Annotated in this window: 26 protein-coding genes and 1 pseudogene; 11 read left to right on the top strand and 16 right to left on the bottom strand. The window is 70.5% G+C overall.

Annotated features, from left to right (window positions below):
- Positions 1-35: 35 nt before the first annotated feature.
- Genes E0E30_RS07395 through E0E30_RS07405 form a run of 3 tightly spaced genes read left to right on the top strand, consistent with a single transcriptional unit; the run spans position 36 to position 3,713 of the window.
- Positions 36-1,457: a serine hydrolase domain-containing protein gene (locus tag E0E30_RS07395; RefSeq protein WP_130865750.1), complete on the top strand. Its 1,422-nt coding sequence runs from the start codon at positions 36-38 to the stop codon at positions 1,455-1,457.
- On the top strand, positions 1,454-2,557 hold the full coding sequence (locus tag E0E30_RS07400) for an LOG family protein (protein WP_130865751.1): 1,104 nt from the start codon (positions 1,454-1,456) through the stop codon (positions 2,555-2,557). Before E0E30_RS07395 ends, E0E30_RS07400 begins: the two co-directional genes overlap by 4 nt.
- Before the next feature lie 43 nt (positions 2,558-2,600).
- Complete coding sequence (locus E0E30_RS07405) at positions 2,601-3,713, top strand: calcium:cation antiporter (protein ID WP_245306543.1); 1,113 nt, start codon at positions 2,601-2,603, stop codon at positions 3,711-3,713.
- A 127-nt stretch (positions 3,714-3,840) separates the two neighbouring features.
- Here the strand turns inward: E0E30_RS07405 and gdhA are convergent.
- From gdhA to E0E30_RS07445, 8 genes and pseudogenes are all read right to left on the bottom strand, one after another.
- Positions 3,841-5,179, bottom strand: a pseudogene (gene gdhA / locus E0E30_RS07410) (NADP-specific glutamate dehydrogenase).
- A gap of 150 nt (positions 5,180-5,329) precedes the next feature.
- Entirely contained in the window at positions 5,330-6,550 is a 1,221-nt protein-coding gene (gene rlmN / locus E0E30_RS07415) for a dual-specificity RNA methyltransferase RlmN (protein ID WP_130865752.1), read from the bottom strand.
- 53 nt (positions 6,551-6,603) lie between these two features.
- Positions 6,604-7,482 (bottom strand): phosphatidate cytidylyltransferase, encoded by an 879-nt coding sequence (locus E0E30_RS07420; protein ID WP_130865753.1) that lies wholly within the window; start codon positions 7,480-7,482, stop codon positions 6,604-6,606.
- 7 nt (positions 7,483-7,489) lie between these two features.
- On the bottom strand, positions 7,490-8,011 hold the full coding sequence (frr, locus tag E0E30_RS07425) for a ribosome recycling factor (protein ID WP_245306664.1): 522 nt from the start codon (positions 8,009-8,011) through the stop codon (positions 7,490-7,492).
- Positions 8,012-8,116: 105 nt separating this feature from the next.
- Complete coding sequence (gene pyrH, locus E0E30_RS07430) at positions 8,117-8,830, bottom strand: UMP kinase (protein WP_130865755.1); 714 nt, start codon at positions 8,828-8,830, stop codon at positions 8,117-8,119.
- A gap of 193 nt (positions 8,831-9,023) precedes the next feature.
- On the bottom strand, positions 9,024-9,836 hold the full coding sequence (gene tsf / locus E0E30_RS07435) for a translation elongation factor Ts (RefSeq protein WP_130865756.1): 813 nt from the start codon (positions 9,834-9,836) through the stop codon (positions 9,024-9,026).
- 34 nt (positions 9,837-9,870) lie between these two features.
- Entirely contained in the window at positions 9,871-10,755 is an 885-nt protein-coding gene (gene rpsB / locus E0E30_RS07440) for a 30S ribosomal protein S2 (protein WP_130865757.1), read from the bottom strand.
- A 290-nt stretch (positions 10,756-11,045) separates the two neighbouring features.
- Positions 11,046-11,597, bottom strand: a complete 552-nt coding sequence (locus tag E0E30_RS07445) for an LURP-one-related/scramblase family protein (protein ID WP_167853913.1) — start codon at positions 11,595-11,597, stop codon at positions 11,046-11,048.
- Positions 11,598-11,911: 314 nt separating this feature from the next.
- Between E0E30_RS07445 and E0E30_RS07450 the strand changes: the two genes are divergently transcribed.
- On the top strand, positions 11,912-12,796 hold the full coding sequence (locus tag E0E30_RS07450; protein WP_459348734.1) for a M23 family metallopeptidase: 885 nt from the start codon (positions 11,912-11,914) through the stop codon (positions 12,794-12,796).
- Positions 12,797-12,831: 35 nt separating this feature from the next.
- On the opposite strand, the gene E0E30_RS07455 is transcribed toward E0E30_RS07450, so the two are convergent.
- A complete protein-coding gene (locus E0E30_RS07455; protein WP_130865760.1) occupies positions 12,832-13,752 on the bottom strand; it encodes a tyrosine recombinase XerC in 921 nt (306 codons plus the stop codon).
- Positions 13,753-13,805: 53 nt separating this feature from the next.
- On the opposite strand from E0E30_RS07455, the gene E0E30_RS07460 reads away from it, so the two are divergent.
- Both E0E30_RS07460 and def read left to right on the top strand, forming a co-directional pair.
- Positions 13,806-14,843, top strand: a complete 1,038-nt coding sequence (locus E0E30_RS07460; protein WP_130865761.1) for a lactonase family protein — start codon at positions 13,806-13,808, stop codon at positions 14,841-14,843.
- A 100-nt stretch (positions 14,844-14,943) separates the two neighbouring features.
- Positions 14,944-15,546 (top strand): peptide deformylase, encoded by a 603-nt coding sequence (def, locus tag E0E30_RS07465; RefSeq protein ID WP_130865762.1) that lies wholly within the window; start codon positions 14,944-14,946, stop codon positions 15,544-15,546.
- A 102-nt stretch (positions 15,547-15,648) separates the two neighbouring features.
- Here def and E0E30_RS07470 read toward each other — a convergent pair whose 3' ends face one another.
- The gene (locus E0E30_RS07470; RefSeq protein ID WP_130865763.1) at positions 15,649-16,458 is read right to left on the bottom strand and encodes a TrmH family RNA methyltransferase; all 810 of its coding nucleotides are present in this window, start codon (positions 16,456-16,458) and stop codon (positions 15,649-15,651) included.
- Between the two features lie 55 nt (positions 16,459-16,513).
- On the opposite strand from E0E30_RS07470, the gene E0E30_RS07475 reads away from it, so the two are divergent.
- The gene (locus E0E30_RS07475) at positions 16,514-17,494 is read left to right on the top strand and encodes a bile acid:sodium symporter family protein (protein WP_411913996.1); all 981 of its coding nucleotides are present in this window, start codon (positions 16,514-16,516) and stop codon (positions 17,492-17,494) included.
- A 91-nt stretch (positions 17,495-17,585) separates the two neighbouring features.
- Here the strand turns inward: E0E30_RS07475 and E0E30_RS07480 are convergent, their stop codons facing one another.
- From E0E30_RS07480 to E0E30_RS07490, 3 genes are all read right to left on the bottom strand, one after another.
- On the bottom strand, positions 17,586-18,770 hold the full coding sequence (locus tag E0E30_RS07480; protein ID WP_130865765.1) for an SPFH domain-containing protein: 1,185 nt from the start codon (positions 18,768-18,770) through the stop codon (positions 17,586-17,588).
- A gap of 168 nt (positions 18,771-18,938) precedes the next feature.
- Complete coding sequence (locus E0E30_RS07485) at positions 18,939-19,421, bottom strand: NfeD family protein (RefSeq protein WP_130865766.1); 483 nt, start codon at positions 19,419-19,421, stop codon at positions 18,939-18,941.
- A gap of 4 nt (positions 19,422-19,425) precedes the next feature.
- A complete protein-coding gene (locus tag E0E30_RS07490; RefSeq protein ID WP_130865767.1) occupies positions 19,426-20,214 on the bottom strand; it encodes an ABC transporter ATP-binding protein in 789 nt (262 codons plus the stop codon).
- A gap of 50 nt (positions 20,215-20,264) precedes the next feature.
- Here E0E30_RS07490 and E0E30_RS07495 point away from each other — a divergent pair, with 50 nt between their 5' ends.
- Complete coding sequence (locus tag E0E30_RS07495) at positions 20,265-21,035, top strand: hypothetical protein (protein WP_130865768.1); 771 nt, start codon at positions 20,265-20,267, stop codon at positions 21,033-21,035.
- 43 nt (positions 21,036-21,078) lie between these two features.
- Here the strand turns inward: E0E30_RS07495 and fabI are convergent, their stop codons facing one another.
- Entirely contained in the window at positions 21,079-21,852 is a 774-nt protein-coding gene (gene fabI / locus E0E30_RS07500) for an enoyl-ACP reductase FabI (protein WP_130865769.1), read from the bottom strand.
- Positions 21,853-21,885: 33 nt separating this feature from the next.
- A complete protein-coding gene (gene fabG, locus E0E30_RS07505; RefSeq protein ID WP_130865770.1) occupies positions 21,886-22,611 on the bottom strand; it encodes a 3-oxoacyl-ACP reductase FabG in 726 nt (241 codons plus the stop codon).
- A 79-nt stretch (positions 22,612-22,690) separates the two neighbouring features.
- On the opposite strand from fabG, the gene E0E30_RS07510 reads away from it, so the two are divergent.
- The 3 genes from E0E30_RS07510 (at position 22,691) to E0E30_RS07520 (ending at position 24,807) form a co-directional block, all read left to right on the top strand.
- On the top strand, positions 22,691-23,170 hold the full coding sequence (locus E0E30_RS07510) for a DUF3099 domain-containing protein (protein ID WP_130865771.1): 480 nt from the start codon (positions 22,691-22,693) through the stop codon (positions 23,168-23,170).
- 18 nt (positions 23,171-23,188) lie between these two features.
- A complete protein-coding gene (locus tag E0E30_RS07515; protein ID WP_210115798.1) occupies positions 23,189-23,962 on the top strand; it encodes an SURF1 family cytochrome oxidase biogenesis protein in 774 nt (257 codons plus the stop codon).
- Positions 23,963-24,159: 197 nt separating this feature from the next.
- A complete protein-coding gene (locus E0E30_RS07520; RefSeq protein ID WP_245306665.1) occupies positions 24,160-24,807 on the top strand; it encodes a methyltransferase domain-containing protein in 648 nt (215 codons plus the stop codon).
- A gap of 75 nt (positions 24,808-24,882) precedes the next feature.
- On the opposite strand, the gene E0E30_RS07525 is transcribed toward E0E30_RS07520, so the two are convergent.
- The gene (locus tag E0E30_RS07525; protein ID WP_130865773.1) at positions 24,883-25,416 is read right to left on the bottom strand and encodes a helix-turn-helix domain-containing protein; all 534 of its coding nucleotides are present in this window, start codon (positions 25,414-25,416) and stop codon (positions 24,883-24,885) included.
- Positions 25,417-25,480: the final 64 nt, after the last annotated feature.

Genomic DNA, 25,480 nt, shown 5'->3' on the forward strand with positions numbered 1-25,480 from the left:
GTCCAGTCTTCCATGCCGGTCACTAGGCTGAGCCCATGAGCCACACCGCCGCCGCCCGGGCCGTCGAACGCACCGTCGACCACCTCGTCGAGATCGGGACCAGGCCGCACCGGCTCATCGTCTCCCAGCACGGTCACGTGCTGGCCGACCATCGACGGGAACCGTGGCGGGCAGGGCTTCCCGGCCTCGTCTACTCCTGTTCCAAGACCTTCACGAGCGCAGCTGTCGGGCTGGCGGTCGCCGATGGCGCATTCGACTACGACGACCTGCTCGTCGACCTGTGGCCCGAGGCCGTACCGCCGACGGTCGGCCCGCGCGCCCGATCGATCCGGGTCCGGGACGCCCTGGCCATGGCCACCGGACACACCCAGGAGCAGGCCGACGCCCTCATGGCCTCCCGCGTCCCGCCGACCCTCGACACGGCCCGAGCGTTCCTGGCCGCCGAACCGCAGGCCACCCCCGGCCGCGACTTCGCCTACAACAATCTCTCCCCTTGGTTGTTGTCACGCATCGTCGAGCTCCACACCGGCACCGACGTCGAGACCCTGCTGGCCGACCGCGTCCTGACGCCGCTGGGCATCACGGACCACGCCTGGCAGCGTGACGGCGACGGGCTGCCGCTGGGATTCTCCGGGCTCCACATCGACGCCATGGACCTGTGGCGGTTCGGCCAACTCCTCCTGGACGACGGCGTCCACGAGGGGACCCGCCTGCTGCCGACCGAGTGGATGGTCGGGCACCGCACCCGCCAGGTCGACTCCGACGGGCTGGCCGGCCCCGACTGGGGACTCGGGTACGGCTGGCAGGTGTGGATGTCGCGTCACGGCTACCGGCTCGACGGGGCGTTCGGACAGTTCGTCCTCGTCCTGCCGCAGGTCGACGCCGTCGTCGTGTCGACCAATGACGCCGCCCATGAGGGTCCGGTGACGACCCAGGACGTCCTGGCCACCATCTGGGAACACCTGTGGCCGGTGCTGTCCTCCCGATCCGAGGAGCAGGATGACCCCCGGTCCGACGACGCGGTCGCCGAGCCCGTCATCTCCACGAGCACCGTCGACGTCGTCGACGGCACCTTCGACCCGGTTCGATCGGCCCAGGGGATCCTCGACGGGGAGCACCTGCTCGTCTCCCCCGGCATCGACGGCTGGAACCTCGCGTGGACCCCACCGACCGGCCCCGTCATGAGGTTGCGGGTCGGGCACCGGCGCTGGGAACCCACCCATGTCGTCGTCGAGCCCGGCCCGTGGAGTCCGTGGACCGGTGGCCTGCCCGGCGCCCTCGACGTCGCCGCCTGCGGCGGGTGGACCGACGAGGGGCTCGTCATCGAGGTGGCCGTCGTCTCGAGCCCGCACTCGCTGCGGCTGGTGCTGGGACCGGACGGGCCCTCGGCCACCCCGGACACCGAACCGCTCAATCCGGGGCTGCTGCACGGGCTGTTGAGGCCGGTGACGACGTGAACGCCGGGCTCCGGGTCGGCACCGAGATCGACACCCTCGACGCCCTCCACCGCGCCCTGGCCGACGACACCCTGGCCCGTGCGGCGGTGCAGGGGCTCGACCTGCGCCCGCTGGCCGACCGGGTGCTCGCCGCCGACGTGCGCGGCACCATCCTGCTCGGCTGCACCCTCGACGACGACCTGGCCGACCGGCTGCGGGCCCGCGGTGCCCTCGTCTTCCCCGACCTGCCGGACATCCCCTTCAACCCGTACCAGCCGGCCCTCTACCGGGCCCGGGAACTCTACGACGGCGTCGAACGGGGATATCAGGAGACGCCGGACGCCAAGGTGTACGCCTGGACGAAGAAGCTGGCCAACCCGCCGCTGCTGCGTGACACCCTGGCCATGGCGTTGCATGACGACTCCATCACCGATTCCCTCGACGACATCCTTGTCGGCCACTCTCCGGGGACCGTGGTCGGCGTCATGGGTGGGCACGCCGTCCATCGCGGCGACGAGGGCTACCGTGACGCCGCCCGACTCGGGGCCCTGCTCGCCGAGCACGGGCTTCTCGTGGCCACCGGCGGCGGACCGGGAGCGATGGAGGCCGCCAATCTCGGCGCGGCCTGCCCCGACGGGGCCCTCGACGACGCCCTGGCCAGGGTGTCGACCGTCCCCTCGTTCACCCCCGACGTCACCGCCTGGGTCGACGTCGCCCTGGCGGTCGTCGCGTCCTGGGACGGTCGGGCACGCCCCTGCCTGGGCATCCCCACGTGGTTCTACGGTCACGAACCGCCCAACGTCTTCGCCTCGGGCATCGCCAAGTACTTCTCGAACGCCCTGCGCGAGGACGTCCTGCTCGACCGGTGTCGCGGCGGGATCGTCTACCTTCCCGGTGCCGCAGGGACCGTCCAGGAACTCTTCCAGGCCCTCACCGGCGACTACTACGCGGCCACCGACGCCGACCTCACTCCCCTCGTTCTCGTCGGCAAGGACCACTGGACACGCACCGTGCCGGCATGGCCGCTGCTCAAGGTGCTCACCAAGGGCCGCCCGGTGGCCCGGCACATCCATCTGGTCGACGACGTCGCCGAGGCCGTCGAGGTCGTCGCCAGCCGCTGAGACACTGCTTGAAAGCTCACCCACGGTCGGTATCATGAAAGTGATGTCGACGACCATGCCTGCCTCGCCCCGCGCCGCCCTCCGACGATGGACCACATGGGTGCCGCCGATGGGGCTGCTCACCCTGGCCGCGACCTGGCACCGGGACCTGCCGATCCTCGTCGGTGTGCTCGTGGCGGCGGTGCTCGCCGCATCGGTCATGGCGGCGGTCGAACACGCCGAGATCGTCGCCGCGAAGGTCGGGGAACCGTTCGGTTCCCTCCTCTTGGCCGTGGCCGTCACCGTCATCGAGGTCGGGCTCATCGTCATGCTCATGACCTCCGACGGATCGGGGACCTCGTCCCTGGCCCGTGACACGGTGTTCTCGGCCGTCATGATCACGTGCAACGGGATTCTCGGCCTGGCCATCCTCGCCGGGACGGGGAAGGGCCGCACCGGGATGATCAACGAGGAGGGCTCGGAGGCGGCGCTGTCGACCGTTGCCGTCCTGGCCGTCCTCACCCTGGTCGTGCCGAGGTTCACGACTTCGGCGGAGGGGCCCTACCTCACGAACTCGCAACTCGTCTTCGAGGCGGTGGCCTCGATCGTCGTCTACGGCGTCTTCGTGACGACCCAGTCCGTACGACACCGTGACTTCTTCCTGCCGCTCGACCGGGCCGGGGCGGTCATCGAGCCCGCCGACCACGCCGAGCCTCCTCGAACCGATGTCGCCCTCACCAGCCTCGGCCTGCTCCTGTGCGCCCTCGTCGCCGTCGTCGGGCTGGCCAAGGTGGAGTCGCCGGCCATCGAGTCGGCGGTCAAGGGGGTCGGGCTGCCGGAGTCCTTCGTCGGCGTCGTCATCGCACTGCTCGTCCTGGCGCCGGAGACCCTCGCCGCGCGCAATGCAGCCCGGCGCGGGCACCTCCAGGTGGGGATCAACCTGGCCCTGGGTTCGGCCATGGCGAGCATCGGCCTCACCATCCCGACCCTCGCCGCCCTGTCGCCCTTCCTCCACACCCGACTCGAACTGGGACTGGGCAACCTCCAGCTCGTCCTCCTGGCGACGACCCTCGTCATCGGCACTCTCACCGTCTCGGGACAACGCGTGACGCGACTGCACGGCGAACTGCACCTCGTCGTCCTGGCGGCCTTCGTCTTCCTGTCGATGGTCCCCTGATCGCCCCGAACCAGGGCGTGGTCCACACCACGCACCGCCCCCGAACCAGGGCGTGGTCCACACCACGCACCGCCCCCGAACCAGGGCGTGGTCCACACCACGCACCGCCCCCGAACCAGGGCGTGGTTCACACCACGCCCATGGCGATGACCGCGTCGGCGACCTTGGTGAACCCGGCGATGTTCGCCCCCCATGACGTAGTCGCCCGGCTGACCGTAGGCCTCGGCGGTCTCCATGCAGCGGTCATGGATGTCAGCCATGATCTGCTGCAACCGCGCCTCCGTCTCCTCGAATCCCCAGGAGTCCCGGGCCGCGTTCTGCTGCATCTCGAGCGCCGACGTCGCCACGCCACCGGCGTTCGACGCCTTGCCGGGGGCGAAGAGCACACCGGCCTCCTTGAAGGCGTGCACCGCCTCCGGGGTGCACGGCATGTTCGCGCCCTCGGCCACGGCCACCACGCCATTGCGGACGAGGCTCGACGCGGCCGATCCGTCGAGCTCGTTCTGCGTGGCACACGGCAGGGCGACGTCGACCGGGACGTCCCAGATCGACCCGGCGGTCCGGAACTCGGCAGAGCCACGACGCTCGGCGTACTGGCTGATGCGAGCCCGCTCGACCTCCTTGACCTGCTTGAGCAGATCCACGTCGATGCCGTCCTCGTCGACGACGTATCCACTGGAGTCCGAGCACGCCACGACGGTCGCGCCGAGCGCCTGGGCCTTCTCGATGGCGTAGATGGCGACATTTCCCGACCCGGAGACGGCCACCCGCCTGCCGTCGAGGTCCTGGCCGGCGGTGCCGAGCATCCGCTGCACGAAGAAGACCGTCCCGTAGCCGGTGGCCTCGGTTCGCACGAGGGACCCGCCCCAGGTGAGCCCCTTCCCGGTGAGGACCCCCGACTCGTGACGGTTGGTGATGCGCTTGTACTGCCCGAAGAGGAACCCGATCTCGCGGCCGCCGACGCCGATGTCCCCGGCCGGCACATCGGTGTGCTCGCCGAGGTGACGGTACAGCTCGGTCATGAAGGACTGGCAGAACCTCATGACCTCGGCCTCGGAGGCCTCGTGCGGGTCGAAGTCGGAGCCTCCCTTGGCCCCGCCGATCGGCATCCCGGTGAGGGCGTTCTTGAACACCTGCTCGAAGCCGAGGAACTTGATGGTGCCCAGGTACACCGACGGATGGAACCGCAGCCCGCCCTTGTACGGCCCCAGGACCGAGGAGTACTCCACCCGGAATCCCCGGTTGATGCGCACCCGGCCGGCGTCGTCGACCCACGGCACCCGGAAGATGATCTGACGTTCCGGCTCGCAGATGCGCGACAGGACCATCGACTCGACGTACTGGGGGTTCTTGCGCAGCACCGGGCCCAAGGACTCGAAGATCTCCCGGACGGCCTGATGGAACTCGGCCTCCCCCGGGTTGCGGCGCAGGACCATCTCGTAGGTGTGCTCGAGCTGGGTGTCCATCTCCATGAACCTCCTGTGCGTCGTCAATGAGGATGGGCCGATTGTGACATCGGCCCAGGGGCCATCCGACGGATGCTCACCTGCTGGATGCCGCGCCGGGACGTCTGCGGGCCGGCGGTCCGCCCATCGGAACCGCTGGACCGGCACGGCTCAGACGCCGAGCTCGTCGATGCGACCCTTGGCGGCGAGCTGGCCACACGCGCCGTCGATGTCCGAGCCCCTCGTGTCACGGATCGTCACGGGGATCCGCCACCTTTCGAGGGTGGCGACGAAGGCGTCCTGGTCCTCCCGGCGCGACGCCGTCCACCTCGACCCGGGGGTCGGGTTGAGCGGGATGAGGTTGACGTGGGCCCAGGTCCAGTCGCCACGGCGTCGGATCTGCCTGGCCAGAACGGCGGCGCGGTCGGCCTGGTCGTTGATGTCACGCATGAGGGCGTACTCGATCGAGACACGCCGCTTGGTCGTGCCGGCGTAGTCCCAGGCGGCGTCGAGCAGCTCGTCGACCTTCCAGCGCCGGTTGACCGGGATGAGCTCGTCGCGCAACTCGTCGTCCGGGGCGTGCAGGGACACCGCCAGGGTGACCGGGATGCCCTCGGCGGTGAGCGCACGGATCCGTGGCACGAGACCGACGGTGGAGACGGTGAGGGCGCGGGCGCTCATCCCGATGCCGTCGGGGGTCGGGGCGGTGAGGGTCCGCACGGCCTGGAGCACCGACTTGTAGTTGGCCATGGGCTCGCCCATGCCCATGAAGACGATGTTGTGCACCCGCTCGTGCGCGTCGGGAACCCCACCGGACAGCAGCAGCCGGTTCGCGGCGAGCACCTGGCTGACGATCTCGGCGGTCGACATGTTGCGCTGGATCCCGCCCTGACCGGTGGCGCAGAACGGGCAGGCCATGCCGCAGCCCGCCTGGGACGAGATGCACAGGGTCGTGCGGGCGGACGAGTGTCGGGTGGCCGGGTAGTGCATGAGGACGGACTCGACGAGGGCCCCGCCATGGAGGCGCCACAGGGTCTTGACGGTCATCCCACCGTCGCAGGACTGTCGGGACACCTCGGTGAGCATCGTCGGGAACCAGGCATCGGCCACCTCCTGACGGACCGACGCCGGCAGATCGGTCCATGCCGTCGGGTCGACCTCGTAGCGTTCGAGGACGTGGGCGTTGATCTGCCTGGCCCGGAAGGCGGGAAGGCCCAGCTCCTTGACGGCCTCGATGCGCTCGTCCGCCGTCAGGTCGATCCAGTGGCGCGGCGGCCGGGCACGGCTCGGGGTCCTGACGACCAGGGGCATCTCGGTGCCCGGTTCGGCCAGCGGCGTCGTCGGCAGGACGAGGCCGGACGTCGAGACGGCGGGGCGGGGGGTGTCGGTCATGATGTTCCGTTCTGGCAGGTCACGGGCCCGCGAGGATCACGGGACCCCGGAGATCACAGGCACAGCGACAGGACGAGCCAGGCTGCCGGCGCCGAGAAGAGCAGTGAGTCGAGTCGGTCCATGACGCCACCATGACCGGGCAGGAAGTTCGACATGTCCTTGATGCCGACGTCGCGCTTGATGAGCGACTCGATGAGGTCCCCGGTCGTGCCGAAGACCGCCATCGTCAGACCCAGGATCGGACCGATCCACACCGGGGCGTGGAGCAGCCAGACGACGCAACCGGTCGCCACGAGCATCGCGGTGACGACCGATCCGGCCATCCCCTCCCAGCTCTTCTTCGGACTGATGTGCGGGGCCATGGGGTGCCTGCCCAGCAGGACGCCGACGGCATATCCGCCGGTGTCCGAGCCGATGATGCACAGCAGCCAGGTGATGATGCGTTTCGGCCCCTGGTCATCGGCCATCATGAGCGGCACGAAGCAGCCGAGCAGCGGCAGGTAGGCGATGGTGAGCAGGCTGGCGGCGGCGTCCTGGACGAATCCCTCATGGCCGCGGGGCAGCCGCCACAGCATGGAGATCGCCGTCGTGAGCCCGAGCGCCGCGATGAGCAGGGTGTTCGAGGCGATGCCGAGATCCGTCGTCCGCGCCGCGTAGGCCCCGATGACCATGGCCGCGGTGCCCACGCAGATGGGGACGACCGCCGAGACCATGCCGATCCGCCTCATGGCGCGGTGCAGCTCCACGGCACCGGCACTGAGCGCTGCGGCCATGAGCAGGACGAACCCCCAGTGCCACCAGCCGACCGTGCCGACGACCGCCCCCGCCAGGATGACCCCGGTGATGATGGCGGCCGGCAGGTTGCGCCCGGCACGCGACGACCGCGGCGTCCCCGAGGTGGTGACGCCGTCGGCCGGACTCGTCGAGCTCACCCGTGCCTCAGATCTCGAGGAGCTCCTGCTCCTTGTCCTTGAGCAGGGTGTCGATCTGCTCGACGTGACGCTTCGTCACCTGGTCGAGCTCCTTCTCCAGACGGGTGAGGTCGTCCTCGGAGATCTCCTTGTCCTTCTGCTGCTTCTTGACGACGTCGTTGGAGGCGCGACGGATGTTGCGCACCGCGATGCGCCCCTCCTCGGCCTTGGCCTTGGCCATCTTGATGTACTCCTTGCGGCGCTCCTCGGTGAGGGCGGGCAGGACGCAGCGCACGACGTTCCCGTCGGTCGACGGGTTGACGCCGAGGTCGGAGTCACGCACGGCCTTCTCGACGGCGTTGACCGAGCTCTTGTCGAAGGGGACGATGAGGACGGTGCGCGCCTCGGGCACCTGGAAGGTGGCGAGCTGCTGCAGCGGGGTCGGGGTGCCGTAGTACTCGACCATGATCTTGTTGAACATCGCCGGATTCGCCCGGCCGGTGCGGATCGCGGCGAACTCCTCACGGGCGTGCGCGACGGCAGCCTCCATCTTGGTGCCGGCGTCCTTGATGATGTCCTCGCTCACGGTGGGGTCCTTCCGTAGTGATGTCCGTGTGTGGGTCGATGGGTGCATGGTTGACCGGGTGCGGTCGGGTCAGGCGTGGACGGTGGTGCCGATCGGCTCGCCGGCCACGACGCGGGCGATGTTGCCCGGCGTCTCGAGGTTGAAGAAGATCATCGTGAGATCGTTGTCACGGGCCATGGCCACGGCGGTGGCGTCGGCCACCTTGAGGTCGCGGGAGAGAAACTCGTCGTAGCTGAGTTCGTCGAACTTGCGGGCGGTCGGGTCCTTCTTGGGGTCCTTGTCGTAGACGCCGTCGACCCCCTGCTTGCCCATGAGGAGGGCGTCGGCGCCGATCTCGAGGGCCCGCTGGGCGGCCACGGTGTCGGTCGAGAAGTAGGGCATGCCCGATCCGGCACCGAAGATGACGACACGACCCTTCTCGAGGTGTCGCTCGGCCCGCCTCGGGATGTACGGCTCGGCGACCTGGGCCATGTTGATGGCGGTCTGGACGCGGGTGGGAACCCCCGTCTTCTCGAGGAAGTCCTGGAGGGCCAGGCAGTTCATGACGGTGCCGAGCATGCCCATGTAGTCGGCCCGGTCACGGTCCATGCCGTGCTGCTGGAGCTCGGCGCCGCGGAAGAAGTTGCCGCCACCGACGACGATGGCCACCTGGGTGCCCTCCTCGACGATCCTGGCGATCTCCTGGGCCTTGCCGTCGACGACGTCCGGGTCGACGCCGACCCCTCCGCCGCCGAAGACCTCGCCGGACAGCTTCAGCAGGACACGGTGATAGGCAGTGGGCATCGGCACTCCTTGCTCGCGGTTGCGTCGCTCCAGCCTATCGTGCCCGCAGTCGGTTCCGCCCGATGGCTGGGGCCGACGCCGGCCGGACCGGGACCTCGGGGCAGGAGGGGTCGTTCGCAGGAGGCGTCGTCGGCAGGAATGCTCGTGGGGCCCCACCTCAGCGGTGGGGCCCCACGAGCGTCAGGGATTCAGCTCACTCGCCGGCGGAGAACCGCACGAAACGGGTCACCGTGACGCCGGCGGCCTTGAGCAGGTCGGCGACGGTCTTCTTGTCGTCGGAGATGGCCGGCTGCTCGAGCAGGCAGTTCTCCTTGAAGAAGCCACCGAGGCGACCCTCGACGATGCGGTCGATGATCTTCTCCGGCTTGCCCTCCTCGCGAGCGATGTCGGCGGCCACGGTGCGCTCGTGCTCGACGACGTCTGCCGGGACCTCCTCGCGGGACAGCCAGCGCGGGCTCATCGCGGCGATCTGCAGGCAGGTGCCGTGGATGGCGTCGGCGTCGTCACCGGAGTACTCGACCATGACGCCGACCTGCGGCGGCAGGTCCTGGGAGCGACGGTGCAGGTACACCTGGGTCGTGCCCTCGAAGTAGGCGGCGTCGGCCAGCTCGATCTTCTCGCCGATCTTGGCGGCGAGCTCGGCCAAGGTCTGCGCGACGGTGCGACCGTCGGCCAAGGTGGCCTCGTTGGCGGCGTCCTTCGAGTCGGCCTTGGCGGCCTCGACCGCCTGGGCGATCTGGGCGGCGGCGGCGATGAACTCGTCATTCTTGGCGACGAAGTCGGTCTCGGAGCCGACATGCACCAGGGCATTGCCGGAGGCGGAGACCAGGCCGTTGGAGGCCTCACGCTCGGAGCGCTTGGCGGCCTTGGCCTGACCGGCGACACGCAGGATGTCGACGGCCTTGTCGAAGTCGCCGTCGGCCTCGGTGAGAGCCTTCTTGGCGTCCATCATTCCGGCGCCGGTGGCGTCGCGGAGCTTCTTGACATCAGCAGCCTTGATGGCCATGGGATGTGTTCCTCTCGGTCGTCAGTGGGAGTTGTCAGTGGGACTCGTCCGCGGCCGGGGCGGCCTCGGCGACGTTCTCGGCGGCGACGGTGACGTCCTTGGCCAGCTCGGTCGCCTGGGCGTCGGTGGCCTCGGTCGTGGCGGCCTCGTCCTTGCCCTCGAGCAACTCACGCTCCCAGTCGGGCATGGGCTCGGCGGCCGGTGCGGACTCGTCGCCGGTGGAGGCCTGGGAACGGGCCATGAGGCCCTCGGCGACGGCGTCGGCGATGATCCGGGTCAGCAGCGAGACCGAACGGATGGCGTCGTCGTTGCCGGGGATGGCGTGGTCGACCTCGTCGGGGTCGCAGTTGGTGTCGAGGATGGCGACGACCGGGATGTGGAGCTTGCGGGCCTCGTCGATGGCCAGGTGCTCCTTCTTGGTGTCGACGATCCACACGGCCTGGGGCACCTTGCCCATGTCGCGGATGCCGCCGAGGTCCTTGGCGAGCTTGTCCTTCTCACGGGAGAGCATGAGCAGCTCCTTCTTCGTGAGACCGGAGCCGGAGACCTTGTCGAAGTCCATCGCCTCGAGCTCCTTGAGCCGGGCGATCCGGGTCGAGATGGTCTGGAAGTTCGTGAGCATCCCACCGAGCCAGCGCTGGTTGACGTACGGCATCCCGACGCGGTTCGCCTGCTCGGCGATGGTCTCCTGGGCCTGCTTCTTCGTGCCGACGAAGAGGATCTGGCCACCCTTGGCGACGGTCTCCTTGACGAAGGCGTAGGCCTTGTCGATGTAGGTCAGCGACTGGTGCAGGTCGATGATGTAGATGCCGTTGCGCTCGGTGAAGATGAAGCGCTTCATCTTGGGGTTCCAGCGGCGGGTCTGGTGTCCGAAGTGGACGCCGCTCTCGAGGAGCTGGCGAGTGGTGACGACGGCCATGACCGTGTCCTTCCATGTCAGGGCGCACTCGTGGTGCACCGAACGGTTGTCCGACGGCGGGCTCGCCGTCGCCTGATGCGTCGCCGGGCTCTGCCCGCGCGGACGCGGGACCTGTTGGGACCGACCCTCGGTGAGGACGGACGCATGCGAAGTCAGCCCGAGGTGTCTCGGACTGCCGGGCCAGTGTATGTCATGAGGTGGTCCGGGCTCCATCCGAGGCCATCAGCCATGAGGTCGAGGGTCCGCCGGGGCCCGGTGTTAGACCGTCGACCCGACGCCGGCCGGCGGCCTCAGCTCTGGTTCCGTTGCTTCGTCAGCGACAGGTCGCTGCCGATGACTCCACCCAGGACGGCGGCTCGGAGTCGGCCCGGCAGGCCGGGCACGAACTGGAGGATGTAGTGGTCGCGCTCGAGGAGGAGACTCGACAGGCTGGGCAACCGGCGGCTGACGGAGGCGACGATGCCCTGCTCGGTCTCGACGGTGAACTCCCGTTCGAGGATGCTTCCGCGCAGCTCGAGTTGCAGGCCGTCCTCGAGGGTGATGGTGACATGCGGACGCATGACGGTGATCCGCTTGAGGATCTCGGCCAGACGCGCACCGTCGGGGCCGAGGATGTCCATCCGGTCCCGGCCGAAGGACACCTTGTCGTGGACGAGCAGACAGGGGACGCCGGCATCGTCGCGGACCTCGAGGCTGCGGTTGCCCAGGACGAGGCGAACGAGCAGCGGGTCCGTGGTGAGGATCGTGCCGACGCGGACGCCCTGCCCGTCGACGATGTCGAAGTCGGCGGAGAACACGGAGCGCACCTGTTGCAGGACGAGGATGTCGCGATCCCAGATCATGGGACCAGAGTAGGTGCGACCGGGACCACGACGGACGACGCCGCAGGTTGTCCACAAGGGGCTGGACGCCGATCGTGCGGGTTGTCCACAGATTCGCATCTCGGTGCCGAAAATCCGCCGCCGCCCCGATAACTGTGGCATGAGGACCCATCATGACCCGCCCCCGTCTCCCGNAAGAGCCAGGCCCGCCCCCCGCCGGCCGGACCTGTCGGCCGGCTCCCGATCAGCCCCGACACCCCGGCCTGCTCCTCGTCCTGTGGCTCGTCGCGCTGCTCCTGGCCGTCCTCGTCGACGTGCCGGCGCCGACGGTGGCCATGGCCGCCGGACGATCCGACCCACCGGTGCCCGGTCCGGTCGTGCGACCCTTCGACCCACCCGACAAGCCGTGGTTGCCCGGACATCGGGGGGTCGACATCGCCGCCCCCGTGGGCACCCCCGTGCGCTCTGTGACACCGGGGGTCGTCGTCGTGGCCGGGGTCGTCGTGGACCGGCCGGTCGTCGTCGTCCTCATGGCCGACGGGCGTCGGGTGACCCACCAGCCGGTCGATCCGGCCGTCGAGGTGGGCGACGTCGTCCACCCGGGGCAGGTCCTCGGACACCTGGCAGGCGGGGGCGACTGCGCGACGAGCTGCCTGCACTGGGGCCTCAAGCGCGGCACGACGTACGAGAACCCCTTGTCGCTGTTGGGGTTCGTGCCGGTGCGGTTGCTGCCGGCCGGAAGTCGCCCCGCTCCCCCGCCCGATCCCGGCCCGCAGGAGGTCACCGACCCCCGGGGTCTGCCATCGGCCTCGGGCAGGACGTCGACGATGCTACGGCCGACCTCCGGGCCGGTCTCCTCCCCCTTCGGGATGCGGGTGCACCCGGTGACCGGGGTCCGCAAGCTGCACGACGGCGTCGACCTCGCGTCCCCGTGCGGGACGCCGGTGCGCGCCGGGTACTCGGGGCGCGTCGTGTGGTCGGGCTACAACCGCGCCTGGGGACACCGGGTCGTCGTCGACCATGGACGTGTCGGTGGAGTGCACGTGCGCACCACCTACAACCACCTGGCCTCCTCGGGGCCACCGGTCGGCACGGTGGTCCTGCGTGGCCAGAGCCTGGGTCAGGTGGGGTCGACCGGCTACTCCACCGGGTGTCACCTCCACCTGGGGCTGGAGCGGGACGGGACCCTCATCGACCCGGTTCCCTATCTGGGCAGGTGAGGATCTGGGCAGGTGAGGGGTCGATGCGCCGGCTGTCAGGCCCGGGGGTGCGCGCGCTCGAAGGCGGCACGCAGACGTTCGGTCGACACGTGGGTGTAGATCTGCGTCGTAGACAACGACTCGTGCCCGAGCATCTCCTGGACCGATCTGAGGTCTGCCCCGCCCTCGAGCAGGTGGGTGGCCATGGCGTGTCGCAGCCCGTGGGGGCCGAGGTCGGGTGCGTCGTCGTCGAGACGAAGGTGCTGGTGGACGATCCGCCGGACGACCCGCTGGTCGATGCGGCCACCCCGGGTTCCAAGGAGGACTGCCCGGCCCGAGGCCGGCGTCACCCATTCCCCGCGCCGGGCCAGCCACCGGTCGAGGGCGGCCCAGGCCGGGGCACCCAGCGGCACGGTGCGTTCCTTGTCGCCCTTGCCCGTCACGCGGATCGTGTCGCGGTCCCGGTCGAGGTCGTCGAGGTCGAGCCCGCACAGTTCCGAGACACGCACTCCCCCGGCGTAGAGCACCTCGAGGATGGCGGCGTCGCGGCGACCTCGAGGCGTGGGGTCGTCGCCGGCCCGGGCGACGGCGTCGTCCATGACCCTGCGGGCCTGGTCGGCGGTGAGCACCTTCGGCAGTCGCCGTGGCACCTTGGCGGCTCTCAGCCCGGCAGCGGGGTCGGTGTCGACGAGGCCCTCGGCGCGCGCCCAGCGGAAGAAGCTGCGGGCACTGGCCCAGTGCCGCTGCATCGTCGCCGGGGAGGCCCCGCCCTGGCGCGATGCGGCCAGCCAGTCACGGAGTTCGGCCAGGTCGACCTCGGCCAGTCTGGTGATGCCGTGCTCGTGAGCATGCACCATGAGCCCCTCGAGGTCGCGCCGGTAGGCACGCACGGTGTTCGCCGAACGCCGGATCGCCACGAGGTGGTCGCAGAAGTCGTCGATCGGCACGCCGAGGGCAGCAGGAACAGTGGTCGTCATCGGCTCCACTGTCCCACCCCGACGTCGACGCGTCGAGGTTCTAGGCTCACCCCATGCAGCGCACCCCCGTCCTCATCTGCGGAACGACGACTCCCCACGGCACCGGCGGCATCTCGACCTGGCTGGTCTCCTGGCCGGAGCAACCGGACGGCGAGCCCGCGCCCACCGCCGAGCAGACCGGCGCGCTCACCCTCGGTGACGCGAGCTGGGTGACGCCGGTCGGCGACCGTCTGGCGGTCATCGGCGAACGGGATCATCACCTGTGGCTGGTGCGTCCAGGGGAATGTCCGACGGTCGAGGCAGACCTCGACCTCGTCGGCGGTGAGCCGTGCCATGCCGCCCTCGACCCCACCGGGCGGATCCTGGCGGTGGCGCACTACGGATCGGGCGAGGTGAGCCTCGTCGACCTCGACTCGTGGGGCCGTCCACCGCACGTGCTCACCCGGTGCGGATTCGAGGGACACGGACCGGTCGCCGACCGCCAGGCCGGCGCCCACGCCCACCACATCCTCTGGCTCGACCGCACCCACCTCGCGCTGTGCGACCTCGGCTCCGACCTCGTGCGCATCCTGCGGCTCTCCGACGCCGGTCTGGAGCAGGTCGGCGAGCTGAGGACGCCCGCCGGACTGGGACCCCGGCACGCCGTGCTGCGTCGGGACGGCGGCAAACAGGTCCTCACCGTCACCGGTGAGTTGTCAGGCTCGGTGTTCAGCTGGTCGCGCCCGGCCGGTGAGGACGCCTGGGCGCGGCAGTGGCGTCCGGTCGTGGAGACGCCGACATCCCGGCAGCCGGGAGCAGTCCCCTCGGGGCTGGTCCCGGGGCCCGACGGGACCCTCCTCGTCGCCAACCGCGGGACCGGCACGCTCGGCGTCCTGCGAGGGAGGTTCGGCCGACTCACCCTGACCGACGAGGTCCCGCTGTCCGGACGTCACCCCCGCGACCTCACCAGTGATGGCTCCCGCGTGTGGGTGGCAGACCGGGCCGAGGGGACCGTCGAGTGCCTCACCCTCGGTGAGGACGGCGCCCGACGCGAGCTGGTGCTGGCGTACCACGGCGCCAGCCGGGTGCTCGTCGGACCCACGCTGGGCTGAGGACGGTCCCGACCGGGCCGGCCGGCGTGCCACAATGAACGGTCGAACAGCCATCACGTCGCCGGTCGGACCGCCCACGGCGACATCGCGAGGAGTAGCCATGCGCAAGCACACCCCCAACGACGACCCCCGCTGGGAGGACCTCCTCACCGGGGGGACCCTGCGCCGGGTGACCCGGTGGGGTGAGCCCGTGCTCCACGCGAGGACGGCACCGATCACGCAGTTCGACGACGACCTGCACACCCTCATCCGCGACATGTTCGCCACCATGGACGCCGCAGACGGGGTCGGCCTGGCAGCCACGCAGGTCGGCGAGAGCCTGGCACTGTTCGTGTACATCTGCCCCGACGACGACAACGTCGTCCACCACGGCGCCATCTGCAACCCGGTCGTCACCCTGCCGGAGGGCCGCGACCGTCACCTCGTCGCCCACGACGAGGGATGTCTGTCGTGGCCGGGCGGGTTCCAGCAGTTGGCCCGACCCGACCTGGCGACCTGCGAGGGCCAGGATCCCTGGGGCAACGCCGTCACCGTCACCGGCACCGGGTTCTTCGCCCGCTGCCTGCAGCACGAGACCGACCACTGCAACGGCATCGTCTTCGGCGATCGACTGTCGAAGCGATCACGGCGCAAGTTGGACGAGCAGCACGCCGAACTCGACCACCTCTACCCGGCCGACTGGCCGGTCCACCCCAAGGGCTGAGGGCCGTCACCCCGCGCGCTGCGGGCGTTGCTCGCCCAGCGCATGACATGCCCTATTCACCCAGCGCATGACATGCCCTATTCACCCAGCGCATGACATGCCCTATTCACCCAGCGCATGACATGCGACGGCCGCAGCGGCGGCGACGTTGAGCGAGTCGACTCCCCGCGCCATGGGAATCCGCACGACGACGTCGGCCTGACCGATCCAGTGCGACGACAGGCCCGCCCCCTCGGTCCCCATGAGAAGGGCCACCTTGCGCGGCCGCTCCCGCAGCTCGGCGGCGAACTCGTCCAGACCCACCGAATCGTCCGACAACGCCATCGCCGCCACCGTGAACCCGTGTTCCTTGAGCCGCAACAGCCCCTGCGACCAGTCCTCCAGCCGCGCCCAGGGCAGGGCGAAGACCGTCCCCATCGACGTCTTGATCGCCCGGCGGTACAACGGGTCGGCTGCTCTCGGGGCCAGCAGGACGCCGTCCCACCCCAGGCCGGCGGCGCACCGGATGATCGCCCCGACATTGGTGTGGTCGACGATGTCCTCGCAGACGACCAGACGTCGCGCCCCCAGCAGGTCCTCGGCCCTCCATCGGGTCTGCCGCTCCATCGACGCCAGCGCACCACGGTGCACGTGGAAGCCGGTGACCTGCTCGGCCATCGACTCGGTCAGGACGTACACCGGGGCATCGACGGCGTCGAGCAGATCACGCAGCCCGTCGATCCACCGCGGCGCCAGGAGGAACGATCGCGGGCGGTACCCGGCTTCGCACGCCCGCCGGATGACTTTGGCCCCCTCGGCGATGAAGAGCCCCTCCGCGGCCTCCAGGCTGCGCCTCAGACTGACGTCGCGCAGGCTCACGTAGTCCGCGAGCCGCGGGTCGGCCGGGTCGGTGATGTCGATGAATCGGGCCACCGGCACAACCTACCGCCGCAGCCGAGGCCGGCCCCGGGGCCCTAGGGTGTCAGCCATGAGTTCGCGCCGGCGTCCGCCCATCGACCGCTTCGTCCTCGCCATCATCATCAGCGCGATCATCGGTTCCCTGCTGCCGGCCCGCGGACCCATGGTGCCGGTGGTCAGTGACGGCGTCCTCGTCATGGTCTTCCTCCTGTTCTTCCTCTACGGGGCGCGACTGGAACCGTCCGAGACCCTCGCTGGCCTACGTCACTGGCGACTGCACGGGCTCATCATGGCCTTCACCTTCGTCATGTTCCCGTTGCTCGGCATCGGCCTGCGCCTCCTCGTGCCCTGGGCCCTGCCGCCGGCGCTCTACGCCGGAGTGATGTGGATCTGTCTGGTGCCCTCCACGGTGCAGTCGTCGATCAACTTCACCTCGATAGCCCACGGCAACGTCGCCGGGGCGATCGTCGCGGCGACGACGTCGAACCTCATCGGGACCTTCCTCACCCCGGTGCTGGCGATGTTCCTCATGACGACCAGCGGTGGGCTGCACATCGACGCCAGGTCTTTCCTCGACGTCATCGTCCAGTTGCTTCTGCCGTTCGTCCTCGGCCAGCTGTCACGACGGTGGACGGCGAGCTTCGTGACGACGCACCGCAAACCCCTCAAGTTCGTCGACCAGGGAGTCATCATCCTCGTCGTCTACTCGGCCTTCTCGGCAGGGATGCGCGAACACATGTGGTCGCTGGTGAGCCCGACATCCCTGGCCGTCGTCGTCATCGTCTGCCTGGCACTGCTCGCCTTCGCCCTGTGGATCACCTGGGCCACCTCGGGCTGGCTCGGGTTCAACCGCGGCGACCGCATCGCCATCCAGTTCTGCGGCACGAAGAAGTCGCTGGCCACCGGGCTCCCCATGGCCACGGTCCTCTTCGCCGGTCAGCCCGTCGGACTCATCGTCCTGCCGCTCATGATCTTCCACATGACCCAGCTCGTGGCGTGCGGCACCCTGGCCGGACGCTACGCGGAACAGGACGCGCAGGTCACGACCTGAGACACGTCGCGCTGGTCGACCCGACGCGCCGCGATGAGCTGCCCCGGCCCGATGAGCCGGGATCGGCGGGGCACGCCGCCAGCGGCCGGCCTCAGCCCTCGTCGGGCTGCGTCGGCCCCCAGTCCTGGACCGTCGCCTCCTCGGAAAACCGCTGGGGAGCCGGCGTCAACTCCTCAGGGGCCTGCGGGGCGGGCACGGAGTGCTGACGGACGCCGGGATTCTCGAGCTTGGCGGCCTCCTCGATGGCCTGCTGGACGGTGGCGTCGGAGGCCTCCTTCTCGTCGGCCTTCTGCTGGGCGATCTCGGCGAAGACGTCGACCTTCTCCGGCGCCTTGAAGTGTCCCGGGTCGGCAGCCTCATAGGGCGTCCGGGCGTCGCCGTCATGGCCGACCATCGATCCCAGCCCCCGCAGGGCGTCATTGAGCTCGGAGGGAATGACCCACACCTTGTTCGCATCGCCACGGGCCAGGGTCGGCAGCATCTGCATGTACTGGTAGGCCAGCAGACCCTGATCGGGCTGTCCGGCATGGATGGCGCCGAAGACGGTCGTGATGGCCTGGGCCTCGCCCTCGGCACGCAGCATCTGGGCCTGACGGTCGGCCTGGGCACGCAGCACCGCGGCCTCCCGATCGCCCTGGGCGCGGAGGATCGCCGACTCCCGGTCACCGCCGGCGGCGAGGATCTGGGACTGACGCTGGCCCTCCGCCAGGAGGATGGCGGCTCGCTTGTCACGCTCGGCTCGGGCGCCCTTCTCCATGGCGTCACGGATCGTCGGCGGGGGCTCGATGGCGCGCAGCTCGACACGGTTGACCTTGATGCCCCACTTTCCGGTGGCCTCGTCGAGGACCGAACGGAGCTTCTGGTTGATCTCCTCGCGGCTCGTGAGGGCCGCCTCCATGTCCATTCCACCGATGATGTTGCGCAGGGTCGTCATGGTGAGCTGTTCGATGGCCGTCTTGTACGACTGGGCCTCGTAGGCCGCACGCTCCGGATCGACGATCTGGAAGTAGATGACCGAGTCGATGTTGACCATGAGGTTGTCCTCGGTGATGACACCCTGCGGCGGGAAGGGGACGACCTGCTCGCGCATGTCGAGGTTGTACTGGACGTGGTCGAGGATCGGGATGACCAGATGCGGGCCGGGATTGAGCCGCCGGTGGAACTTGCCGAGCCGCTCGACGAGACCGATCTTCTGCTGGTGGATGATCTTGACGCTCGAAGCGAGAGCGACGAGGACGACCACCAGGATGATGAGACCGACGATGAGTTCGGGCATGGGAAGCTCCTCAGCAGGCGACGGGGTCCCGGACCGTTCCGGGATCACCTCAGTCTGCCACCCGGGTAGGTCAGGACGCGACGGAATCCGCCGGCCCACTCACGCGGACTGACGCGCTCAGTTCACGAGGGCTGACGCGCACAGTTCACGAGGGCTGACGCGCACAAGTCATGAGGGCTGGCGCCCGGGCCACCCCAACTCGGCGTCGGCCGGGTACACCAGCAGGGTCGTCCCCTCGACGCCGTAGACCTCGACCCGCTCCCCGTCCTCGACGACCCGGCCCGGGGTGACCAGACGTGCCGTCCACGTGTCCCCGTTGACCTTGACCTCACCCCTGCCATCGGTGACCTGCCCGACGGCGACCCCCTCGGCACCGACGAGGCTGTCCAGGGACGAGCGGTACCCCGGCGAATTGCGCACCCGGCGCAGCAGGGTCGGGCGCAGCACCGCCAGCAGCAGTACGGCGACGACGACCGCGACGATGACCTGGGCCAGCCACATGCCCGGGAGCACGGCTGCCGTCACCGCCCCGGCCAGGGCGCCGGCCGCGATCATGAGCAGTGTGAAGTCGCCGGTGAGCATCTCGAGGCAGGCCAGCACGGCCGAGGCGACGAGCCAGGCCAACCACAGGTGTCTGCTGAAGTAGTTCATGACCTCACCCCCTGCCGGCCCGGGCGCTCCATCGTCCATCCTCGTGCCCGACCTCCAGGTCCATGCCGAAGGCCCGGCTGAGCACCTGCGAGGTGAGGGTCCGCTCGATCGGACCGGCCTCGACGATCCGGCCTGCCGACAGGACGAGGGCATGGGTGATGCCCCAGGGGATCTCCTCCATGTGGTGCGTGACGAGCACCGTCGCCGGGGCGTCAGGGTCGGTGCAGATCTGGCTCATGACGCCGACGAGCTGTTCACGGCCGGCCAGGTCGAGTCCGGCGGCCGGCTCGTCGAGCAGCAGCAGCTCCGGGTCGGTCATGAGGGCCCGGGCGATCTCGACCCGCTTGCGCTCCCCCTCGCTGAGGGTGCCGTAGGTCCGATCCTCGAGACCGGCCAGTCCCATCTGCGCGACGAGCGCGGCGGCACGGGCCTCGTCCATGGGATCGTAGGCCTCGCGCCAGCGTCCCAGGACCGCCCAGGCGGCCGAGACGACGACATTGCGCACGGTCTCCGACTCCGGGATGCGATGGGCCAGGGCTGAGGAGGAGACGCCGATCCGCGGCCGGAGCTCGAAGACGTCGACGGCTCCGAGGATCTCGTCGAGGATCTCGACCAGGCCGCTGGTCGGGAACATCTGGGCGGCGAGGATCTGCAGCAGGGTCGTCTTCCCGGCCCCGTTGGGCCCGACGAGGACCCACCGCTCGCCCTCGTCGACGACCCAGTTGACGTCGTCGAGGATGATGGTTCCACCACGTCGGACGGTGACGTCGGCCAACTGCACCACTGCGCTCATGGACGTGACGCTACCGCACCCCCACCCCGGGTCGCGCCTATCGTCGAGGGATGCTGTCGATCTGCCTTCGTCTGGCGTGCGAGCTCAACGCGCTGTCGTCGGGCCTGACGACCCCGGCGCACGCCGAGCAGGCCCTTCTCCGGCTCGTGCCGGCGCACCACGTCGCCGATCCGGACGAGCTGTTGGGGATGCCCGAGCACGATCCCGTCGCGTCGGTGCCGGTGCGGATGGCCCTGTCGCGCATCGGCGCGGGATCCCCGTGCCCGACGCCGTCGGGCCCATCACCGACCGAACCGACGCGCTGGGCCCTCCTCCTACCGGGCCCGGGCCGTCCGGCTGGCCTGCGCGGACCGGCGGAGGTCACCGCGGCGGCCATGGACGCCGGCGTCGTCGTCACCTGTCACGAGTCACCCCGCGACGATCTGCTCGGGCTCACGTGGATCGGCGACCTCGTGGGCCAGGGAGTCCACTGGCGCCTGCTCCGGGCGCGACGCCCCCTTCCGCCGCCGACACCGGCAGAGGCCTCCGGGCAGCTGCGCGCGGCGATGATCCACGCCCGCGAGGTGCTCACCGACCTCGACGACGTCGCCGGGAACCGCCCCGACGTCGTCGCCCCCACCCTCGGCCGGGGCCACGTCAAGGGCGACCAGAGCCTGCTCGACCTGGCGTGGACCGTCCTGCACGCCTGTGACGCCGGACTCGCGTCGAACCACGAGATCCTCACCGCCCATGGAACCGGGACCCGGGAGCGAGCCCTGCGGGACCTGCGGCAGGTCGCCGCCGAGGCCCTCACCGCGGCGGTGTCCTGGCCGGGACGCTGAGACGCGGCGTCCCGGCACCCGGGCACGACCCGGCCAGGGCCGCTCAGGCGCCGGTCGAGTGCAGGCCTCCGTCGACGTGGATCATCTCGCCGGTGGTGGCGGGGAACCAGTCCGACAGCAGGGCGACGATGGCCTTGCCGGCCGCCGTCGTGTCGCTGGAGTCCCAACCCAGGGGAGCCCGCTCACCCCAGACGTCGTTGAGCCCGGCCGCCCCGGGGATGGCCTTCTTGGCGAGGGTCTCCAGCGGCCCGGCCGAGACGAGGTTGCAGCGCACGCCGTCCTTGCCGAGGTACCGGGCCAGATATCGATTGGCCGACTCGAGTCCGGCCTTGGCCACGCCCATCCAGTCGTAGAAGGGCCAACTCACGGTGGCGTCGAAGGTGAGGCCGACGACCGAGGCGTCGGGGCCGAGGACCGGCTGGACGGCCTTGGCCAGCGACACGTAGGAGTACGTCGAGGTGTGCAGGGCGATGTCGACGTCCTCCCAGGCCGTCTCGAGGAAGGCCCCGCCGAGGGCGCGCTCCGGGTTGGCGTAGGCGATGGCGTGGACGAGCCCGTCGAGCCGCTCGACGCCCAACTCGGCCAGGGTCCGCGGGAGCGCAGCGAGCTGCTCGGCATCGGTGGCGTCGAGTTCGATGACGTCGGGCACCGGGTCGAGCTTGCGGACGGCGCGCCGGGTGACCCCGACGGCCCTCGGGATGTTCGACACGATGACCCGGGCTCCCTCGGCCTGGGCGATCTGGGCGGCGCTGTAGGCGATCGAGGTGTGCATCGTCACGCCGGTGACGAGGATGGTGCGGCCTTCGAGAAGTCCCATGATCAGGTCCTTTCTGGTGGGAGGTGTGGCGGATCAGTGGCCCATGCCGAGGCCGCCGTCGACCGGCAGCACGGCTCCGTTGACGTATCCGGCCCCGTCACTGACGAGGAAGCGGACGGCGGCGACGACGTCGTCCACCTCACCGAGCCGGTGTGTCGGGATCCGCCCCAGGTAGTCCGCGACGGTCGCTTCGGGCAGCTCGGCCGTCATGTCGGTGCGGATGAACCCGGGCGCGACGACGTTGGCGGTGATGCCGCGCGACCCGAGTTCACGGGCCACCGACCGCACCAGGCCGACGAGACCGGCCTTGGAGGACGCGTAGTTGACCTGCCCGGGGGAACCGAGCAGGCCGACGACCGAGGAGATCGCGACGATGCGGCCGAACCTCGCCCTCGTCATGGCGCGGGCGGCCCGACGCACGACCCGATAGGTGCCGGTGAGGTTGGTGTCGACGACCTCGGTGAAATCGCTCTCGGCCATGCGGGCCAACAGGCCGTCCCGGGTGACACCGGCGTTGGCGACGAGCACCTCGACCGGCCCGAGGGCCTTCTCGACCTGCCCGAAGGCGGCGTCCACCGATGCCTCGTCGGTGACGTCGCAGGTCACGGGCAGGACGCCGTCGGGCGCTCCGCCGGACCGGCTCGTCGCGGCGACGCGGTAGCCGGCGTCGGCCAGGGAGGCGGCGATGGCGGCGCCGATCCCGCGCGATCCACCGGTGACGAGGGCGACCCGACCGGGCGCAGAAGTCTGTTCGCTCATGTCGAAGAACCTATCGCGAGCCGAGGACAGTTCGCCGGGCCCGACCCGCAGCCGGCCCGATCGTCCTAGGGTTGGCCCCATGACCGTCGTGGGAGGCCGAACCCGGGAGGTGGCTCCCGTACGGCGTCGCAGGGCCTCCACGCACGTCATCACCCAGGCCCGGTTGTCGGCCTCCGAGGACCTCGAACGGCGTCAACGGCGCTACCTGTGGTCGATGGCGATCCGCACCGTGTGCTTCATCCTCCTCATCGTCGTGCCGAGCCCGTGGCGATGGCTCTTCATTCCCGGGGCGGCCGTGCTGCCCGCCATCGCGGTCGTCCTCGGCAACGCCGCCGACCGACGGAGCACCCGGGCGGTTCCCGATCCGCCGACCTCCGCCGGGGCGCTCGGCCCGGCCCTCACCGTCCCCGGGGAGGTGCTGACCGCGGAGTCGACGGGCGAGTCGACCCCCGACGGGCAGGCGCCCGGCACGGAGGCTCCCGACGCACCGTCGCGCGGCGCTGCCGCCGCCGGTGTGGGAGTCGCTGCTCGCCCCGCCGGACCGGCCCCTTCGCGCTGACGAGCTAGGCTCACCCGGGTGAGGAAGCTGTGGGTGCGATGGCTGGCACTGATCGGGCTGACCGCCGTCCTCGCCGCCGTCATGATCCGGCTCGGCGAGTGGCAGGTGCACCGCCTGGAGGGACGCCGGGCGGCCAACGCCATCATCCGGACCAACCGGTCGGCCGCCCCGGTCGACTGGTCGACGCTGTTCGGCGGCTCCATCACCTCGGCCCAGCAGTGGCGTCCGGTGACGGCCACCGGCACCTTCGACGCGACCAAGCAGATCCAGGTGCGCTACCGCTCGGTGGGCAGCACCGACGGCTCGGAGATCGTCACCGTGCTCCACACGACGAGCGGGCGTGACGTCCTCGTCGACCGCGGCCTGCTCCCCCGTTCCGCGTCCTCCGGCGACGACCAGACGATCCCGGCGCCGCCGTCCGGCACGGTGACGGTCACCGGGTACGTCCGCGGTGACGAGAACGGCAAGCCGACGGCCGTCGTCCCGGTCGACGGGAAGGCCCGTCTCATCAACTCGGCGGCCATCGCCAAGGCCCTCGACGTGTCCCTGCCCTCCGGCTACATCGCCCTCACCTCGGTGACGCCGTCACAGAGCGGCGGGCTGGTACCGGTCCCCTACCCGGAGCTGGACGAGGGCCCGCACCTGTCGTACGCGATCCAGTGGTTCTGCTTCACCGTCATCGCCGTCGCCGGGGTCGTCATCCTCATCCGCGCAGACCTGCGCGACCGCCACAAGATCGCCCAGCGGGCCGCCAGACGCCGCGATTCGGCCGCCCACACCGCCGACCGATGAGCGTACGCACCGACCGTCTGGAGCCGGTCCTCGACTGGCTGGCCTGCCCGGCCTGCCAGCGACGTGGACGCGAGGAGGCACTCTCCCTCGACGGGAGTTCGGTGGTGTGCCGTCAGGGCCATCGGATCGACGTCGCCCGCGACGGCCACCTCACCCTCATCAGCACCCCGGCCGGGGCCAACGCCGATTCCTCGGCGATGCTCGAGGCCCGCTCCCGGGTGCTGGCCGCCGGCCTGCTCGACGGCGTCGACGAGGTGCTCACGCGGCGTACCGCCCACGCCACACGGATCCTCGAGGCCGGGGCCGGAACCGGCCACCACCTGGCGGCCGTCCTGTCGGCCCACGACGCGGCGTCGCACCCCGCGCACGGCCTGGCCACCGACATCTCCCCGGCGGCGGTGCGCAGGGCCGCCCGGGCCCATGAGCGGATGGCCGCCGTCGTCGCCGACACATGGCAACGGCTTCCGGTGCGCTCACACAGGGTGGACGCCGTCCTGTGCGTCTTCGCTCCCCGCAACCGTGACGAATTCGCCCGAGTCCTCGTCGAGGGAGGTCACCTCGTCGTGGCCACCCCGCTGCCCGACCACCTCGTCGAACTGCGTGAGGCCACGGGCATGATCGGTATCCAGCCCGACAAGCAGTCGAACCTGTTGGCCTCGATGGTCGGCCCCTTCGAGCCGGTGTCTCGCGACGCCGTGCGGGACCGGGTCCGCCTCGGCCCGGATCTGGCGGCCGACGTCGTCGCCATGGGACCGAGCGCCCACCATGACACGCGGGTGGCCGACGGTCTGGAGGTCACCGTGGCCGTCGAGGTGACGACCTTCACCCGACGCCCGTCCGCCTGAGCCGACCTGCCGGGGGCGCTCAGCCGCGCGGAACCTGCCGGGGGCGCTCAGCCGCGCGGAACCTGCCGGGGGCGCTCAGCCGCGCCGGGCCTCCTCGAGTGCCGCCTGGGCCTGCTCGAGCATCCGCTGGGCAGCAACAGCCTTGTCGGCACGCTTGTCCGCCTTGCGACGGGCCGCCTTGCGCTTGGCCTTGGATGCGCCCTGGTCACGGAGCTTGCGCACCTTGCGCTTGGCCTTCGTGGCCTTGCGCGTCGACCTGGCCGCCTCCTGCCGGGCCACCTCGACGGCCTCCTGGAGGCTGCTCATCGCCGCCGGATCCGACGCCGCGAGCGCTCGGCGCTCCCGGGACTCGGCCTCGTCGGCAGCTCGGACCGCCGCCTCCGCGACCTCCTCGCGCAGCGCCCTGGTGCGCGGGGACGCCGGATCGGCCCCGCCTCGCGACCGGAATTCGACGCCGGCCTCCCGCAACAGCTTCTGGACCAGCCCGTAGGACCGGCCGGTCTCCTGGGCCAGGGACCTGATCGACGCCCCGTCCTGGTACCGGACGGCGAGGTCGTCGGCGACGTCACGGCGCTCCTGGCCGACGAGTCGGGGTGCGCGAGCGGCCATGGAACCTCCTGGGATGCGGGTGGGCCTCATCGTACGGCACGGGCAGCCGTGACGCGGGCCCAGC

Origin of the sequence: Acidipropionibacterium timonense, from assembly GCF_900605005.1 — a bacterium.
Taxonomy (GTDB): Bacteria; Actinomycetota; Actinomycetes; order Propionibacteriales; family Propionibacteriaceae; genus Cutibacterium; species Cutibacterium timonense.

Excerpts from the sequence above, each read along its gene's own strand:
- E0E30_RS07405 (WP_245306543.1), top strand. The coding sequence starts at position 2,601 with ATGTCGACGACCATGCCTGCCTCGCCCCGCGCCGCCCTCCGACGATGG.
- tsf (WP_130865756.1), bottom strand. The coding sequence starts at position 9,836 with ATGGCCATCAAGGCTGCTGATGTCAAGAAGCTCCGCGACGCCACCGGC.
- E0E30_RS07490 (WP_130865767.1), bottom strand. The coding sequence starts at position 20,214 with ATGAGCGCAGTGGTGCAGTTGGCCGACGTCACCGTCCGACGTGGTGGA.
- E0E30_RS07510 (WP_130865771.1), top strand. The coding sequence starts at position 22,691 with ATGACCGTCGTGGGAGGCCGAACCCGGGAGGTGGCTCCCGTACGGCGT.
- fabI (WP_130865769.1), bottom strand. The coding sequence starts at position 21,852 with ATGGGACTTCTCGAAGGCCGCACCATCCTCGTCACCGGCGTGACGATG.
- rpsB (WP_130865757.1), bottom strand. The coding sequence starts at position 10,755 with ATGGCCGTCGTCACCACTCGCCAGCTCCTCGAGAGCGGCGTCCACTTC.
- def (WP_130865762.1), top strand. The coding sequence starts at position 14,944 with ATGCGCAAGCACACCCCCAACGACGACCCCCGCTGGGAGGACCTCCTC.
- rlmN (WP_130865752.1), bottom strand. The coding sequence starts at position 6,550 with ATGACCGACACCCCCCGCCCCGCCGTCTCGACGTCCGGCCTCGTCCTG.
- E0E30_RS07485 (WP_130865766.1), bottom strand. The coding sequence starts at position 19,421 with ATGAACTACTTCAGCAGACACCTGTGGTTGGCCTGGCTCGTCGCCTCG.
- E0E30_RS07395 (WP_130865750.1), top strand. The coding sequence starts at position 36 with ATGAGCCACACCGCCGCCGCCCGGGCCGTCGAACGCACCGTCGACCAC.
- E0E30_RS07495 (WP_130865768.1), top strand. The coding sequence starts at position 20,265 with ATGCTGTCGATCTGCCTTCGTCTGGCGTGCGAGCTCAACGCGCTGTCG.
- E0E30_RS07460 (WP_130865761.1), top strand. The coding sequence starts at position 13,806 with ATGCAGCGCACCCCCGTCCTCATCTGCGGAACGACGACTCCCCACGGC.
- E0E30_RS07520 (WP_245306665.1), top strand. The coding sequence starts at position 24,160 with ATGCTCGAGGCCCGCTCCCGGGTGCTGGCCGCCGGCCTGCTCGACGGC.
- fabG (WP_130865770.1), bottom strand. The coding sequence starts at position 22,611 with ATGAGCGAACAGACTTCTGCGCCCGGTCGGGTCGCCCTCGTCACCGGT.
- E0E30_RS07445 (WP_167853913.1), bottom strand. The coding sequence starts at position 11,597 with ATGATCTGGGATCGCGACATCCTCGTCCTGCAACAGGTGCGCTCCGTG.
- E0E30_RS07480 (WP_130865765.1), bottom strand. The coding sequence starts at position 18,770 with ATGCCCGAACTCATCGTCGGTCTCATCATCCTGGTGGTCGTCCTCGTC.
- pyrH (WP_130865755.1), bottom strand. The coding sequence starts at position 8,830 with ATGCCCACTGCCTATCACCGTGTCCTGCTGAAGCTGTCCGGCGAGGTC.
- E0E30_RS07455 (WP_130865760.1), bottom strand. The coding sequence starts at position 13,752 with ATGACGACCACTGTTCCTGCTGCCCTCGGCGTGCCGATCGACGACTTC.
- E0E30_RS07450 (WP_459348734.1), top strand. The coding sequence starts at position 11,912 with ATGGCCGCCGGACGATCCGACCCACCGGTGCCCGGTCCGGTCGTGCGA.
- frr (WP_245306664.1), bottom strand. The coding sequence starts at position 8,011 with ATGGAGGCTGCCGTCGCGCACGCCCGTGAGGAGTTCGCCGCGATCCGC.
- E0E30_RS07475 (WP_411913996.1), top strand. The coding sequence starts at position 16,514 with ATGAGTTCGCGCCGGCGTCCGCCCATCGACCGCTTCGTCCTCGCCATC.
- E0E30_RS07525 (WP_130865773.1), bottom strand. The coding sequence starts at position 25,416 with ATGGCCGCTCGCGCACCCCGACTCGTCGGCCAGGAGCGCCGTGACGTC.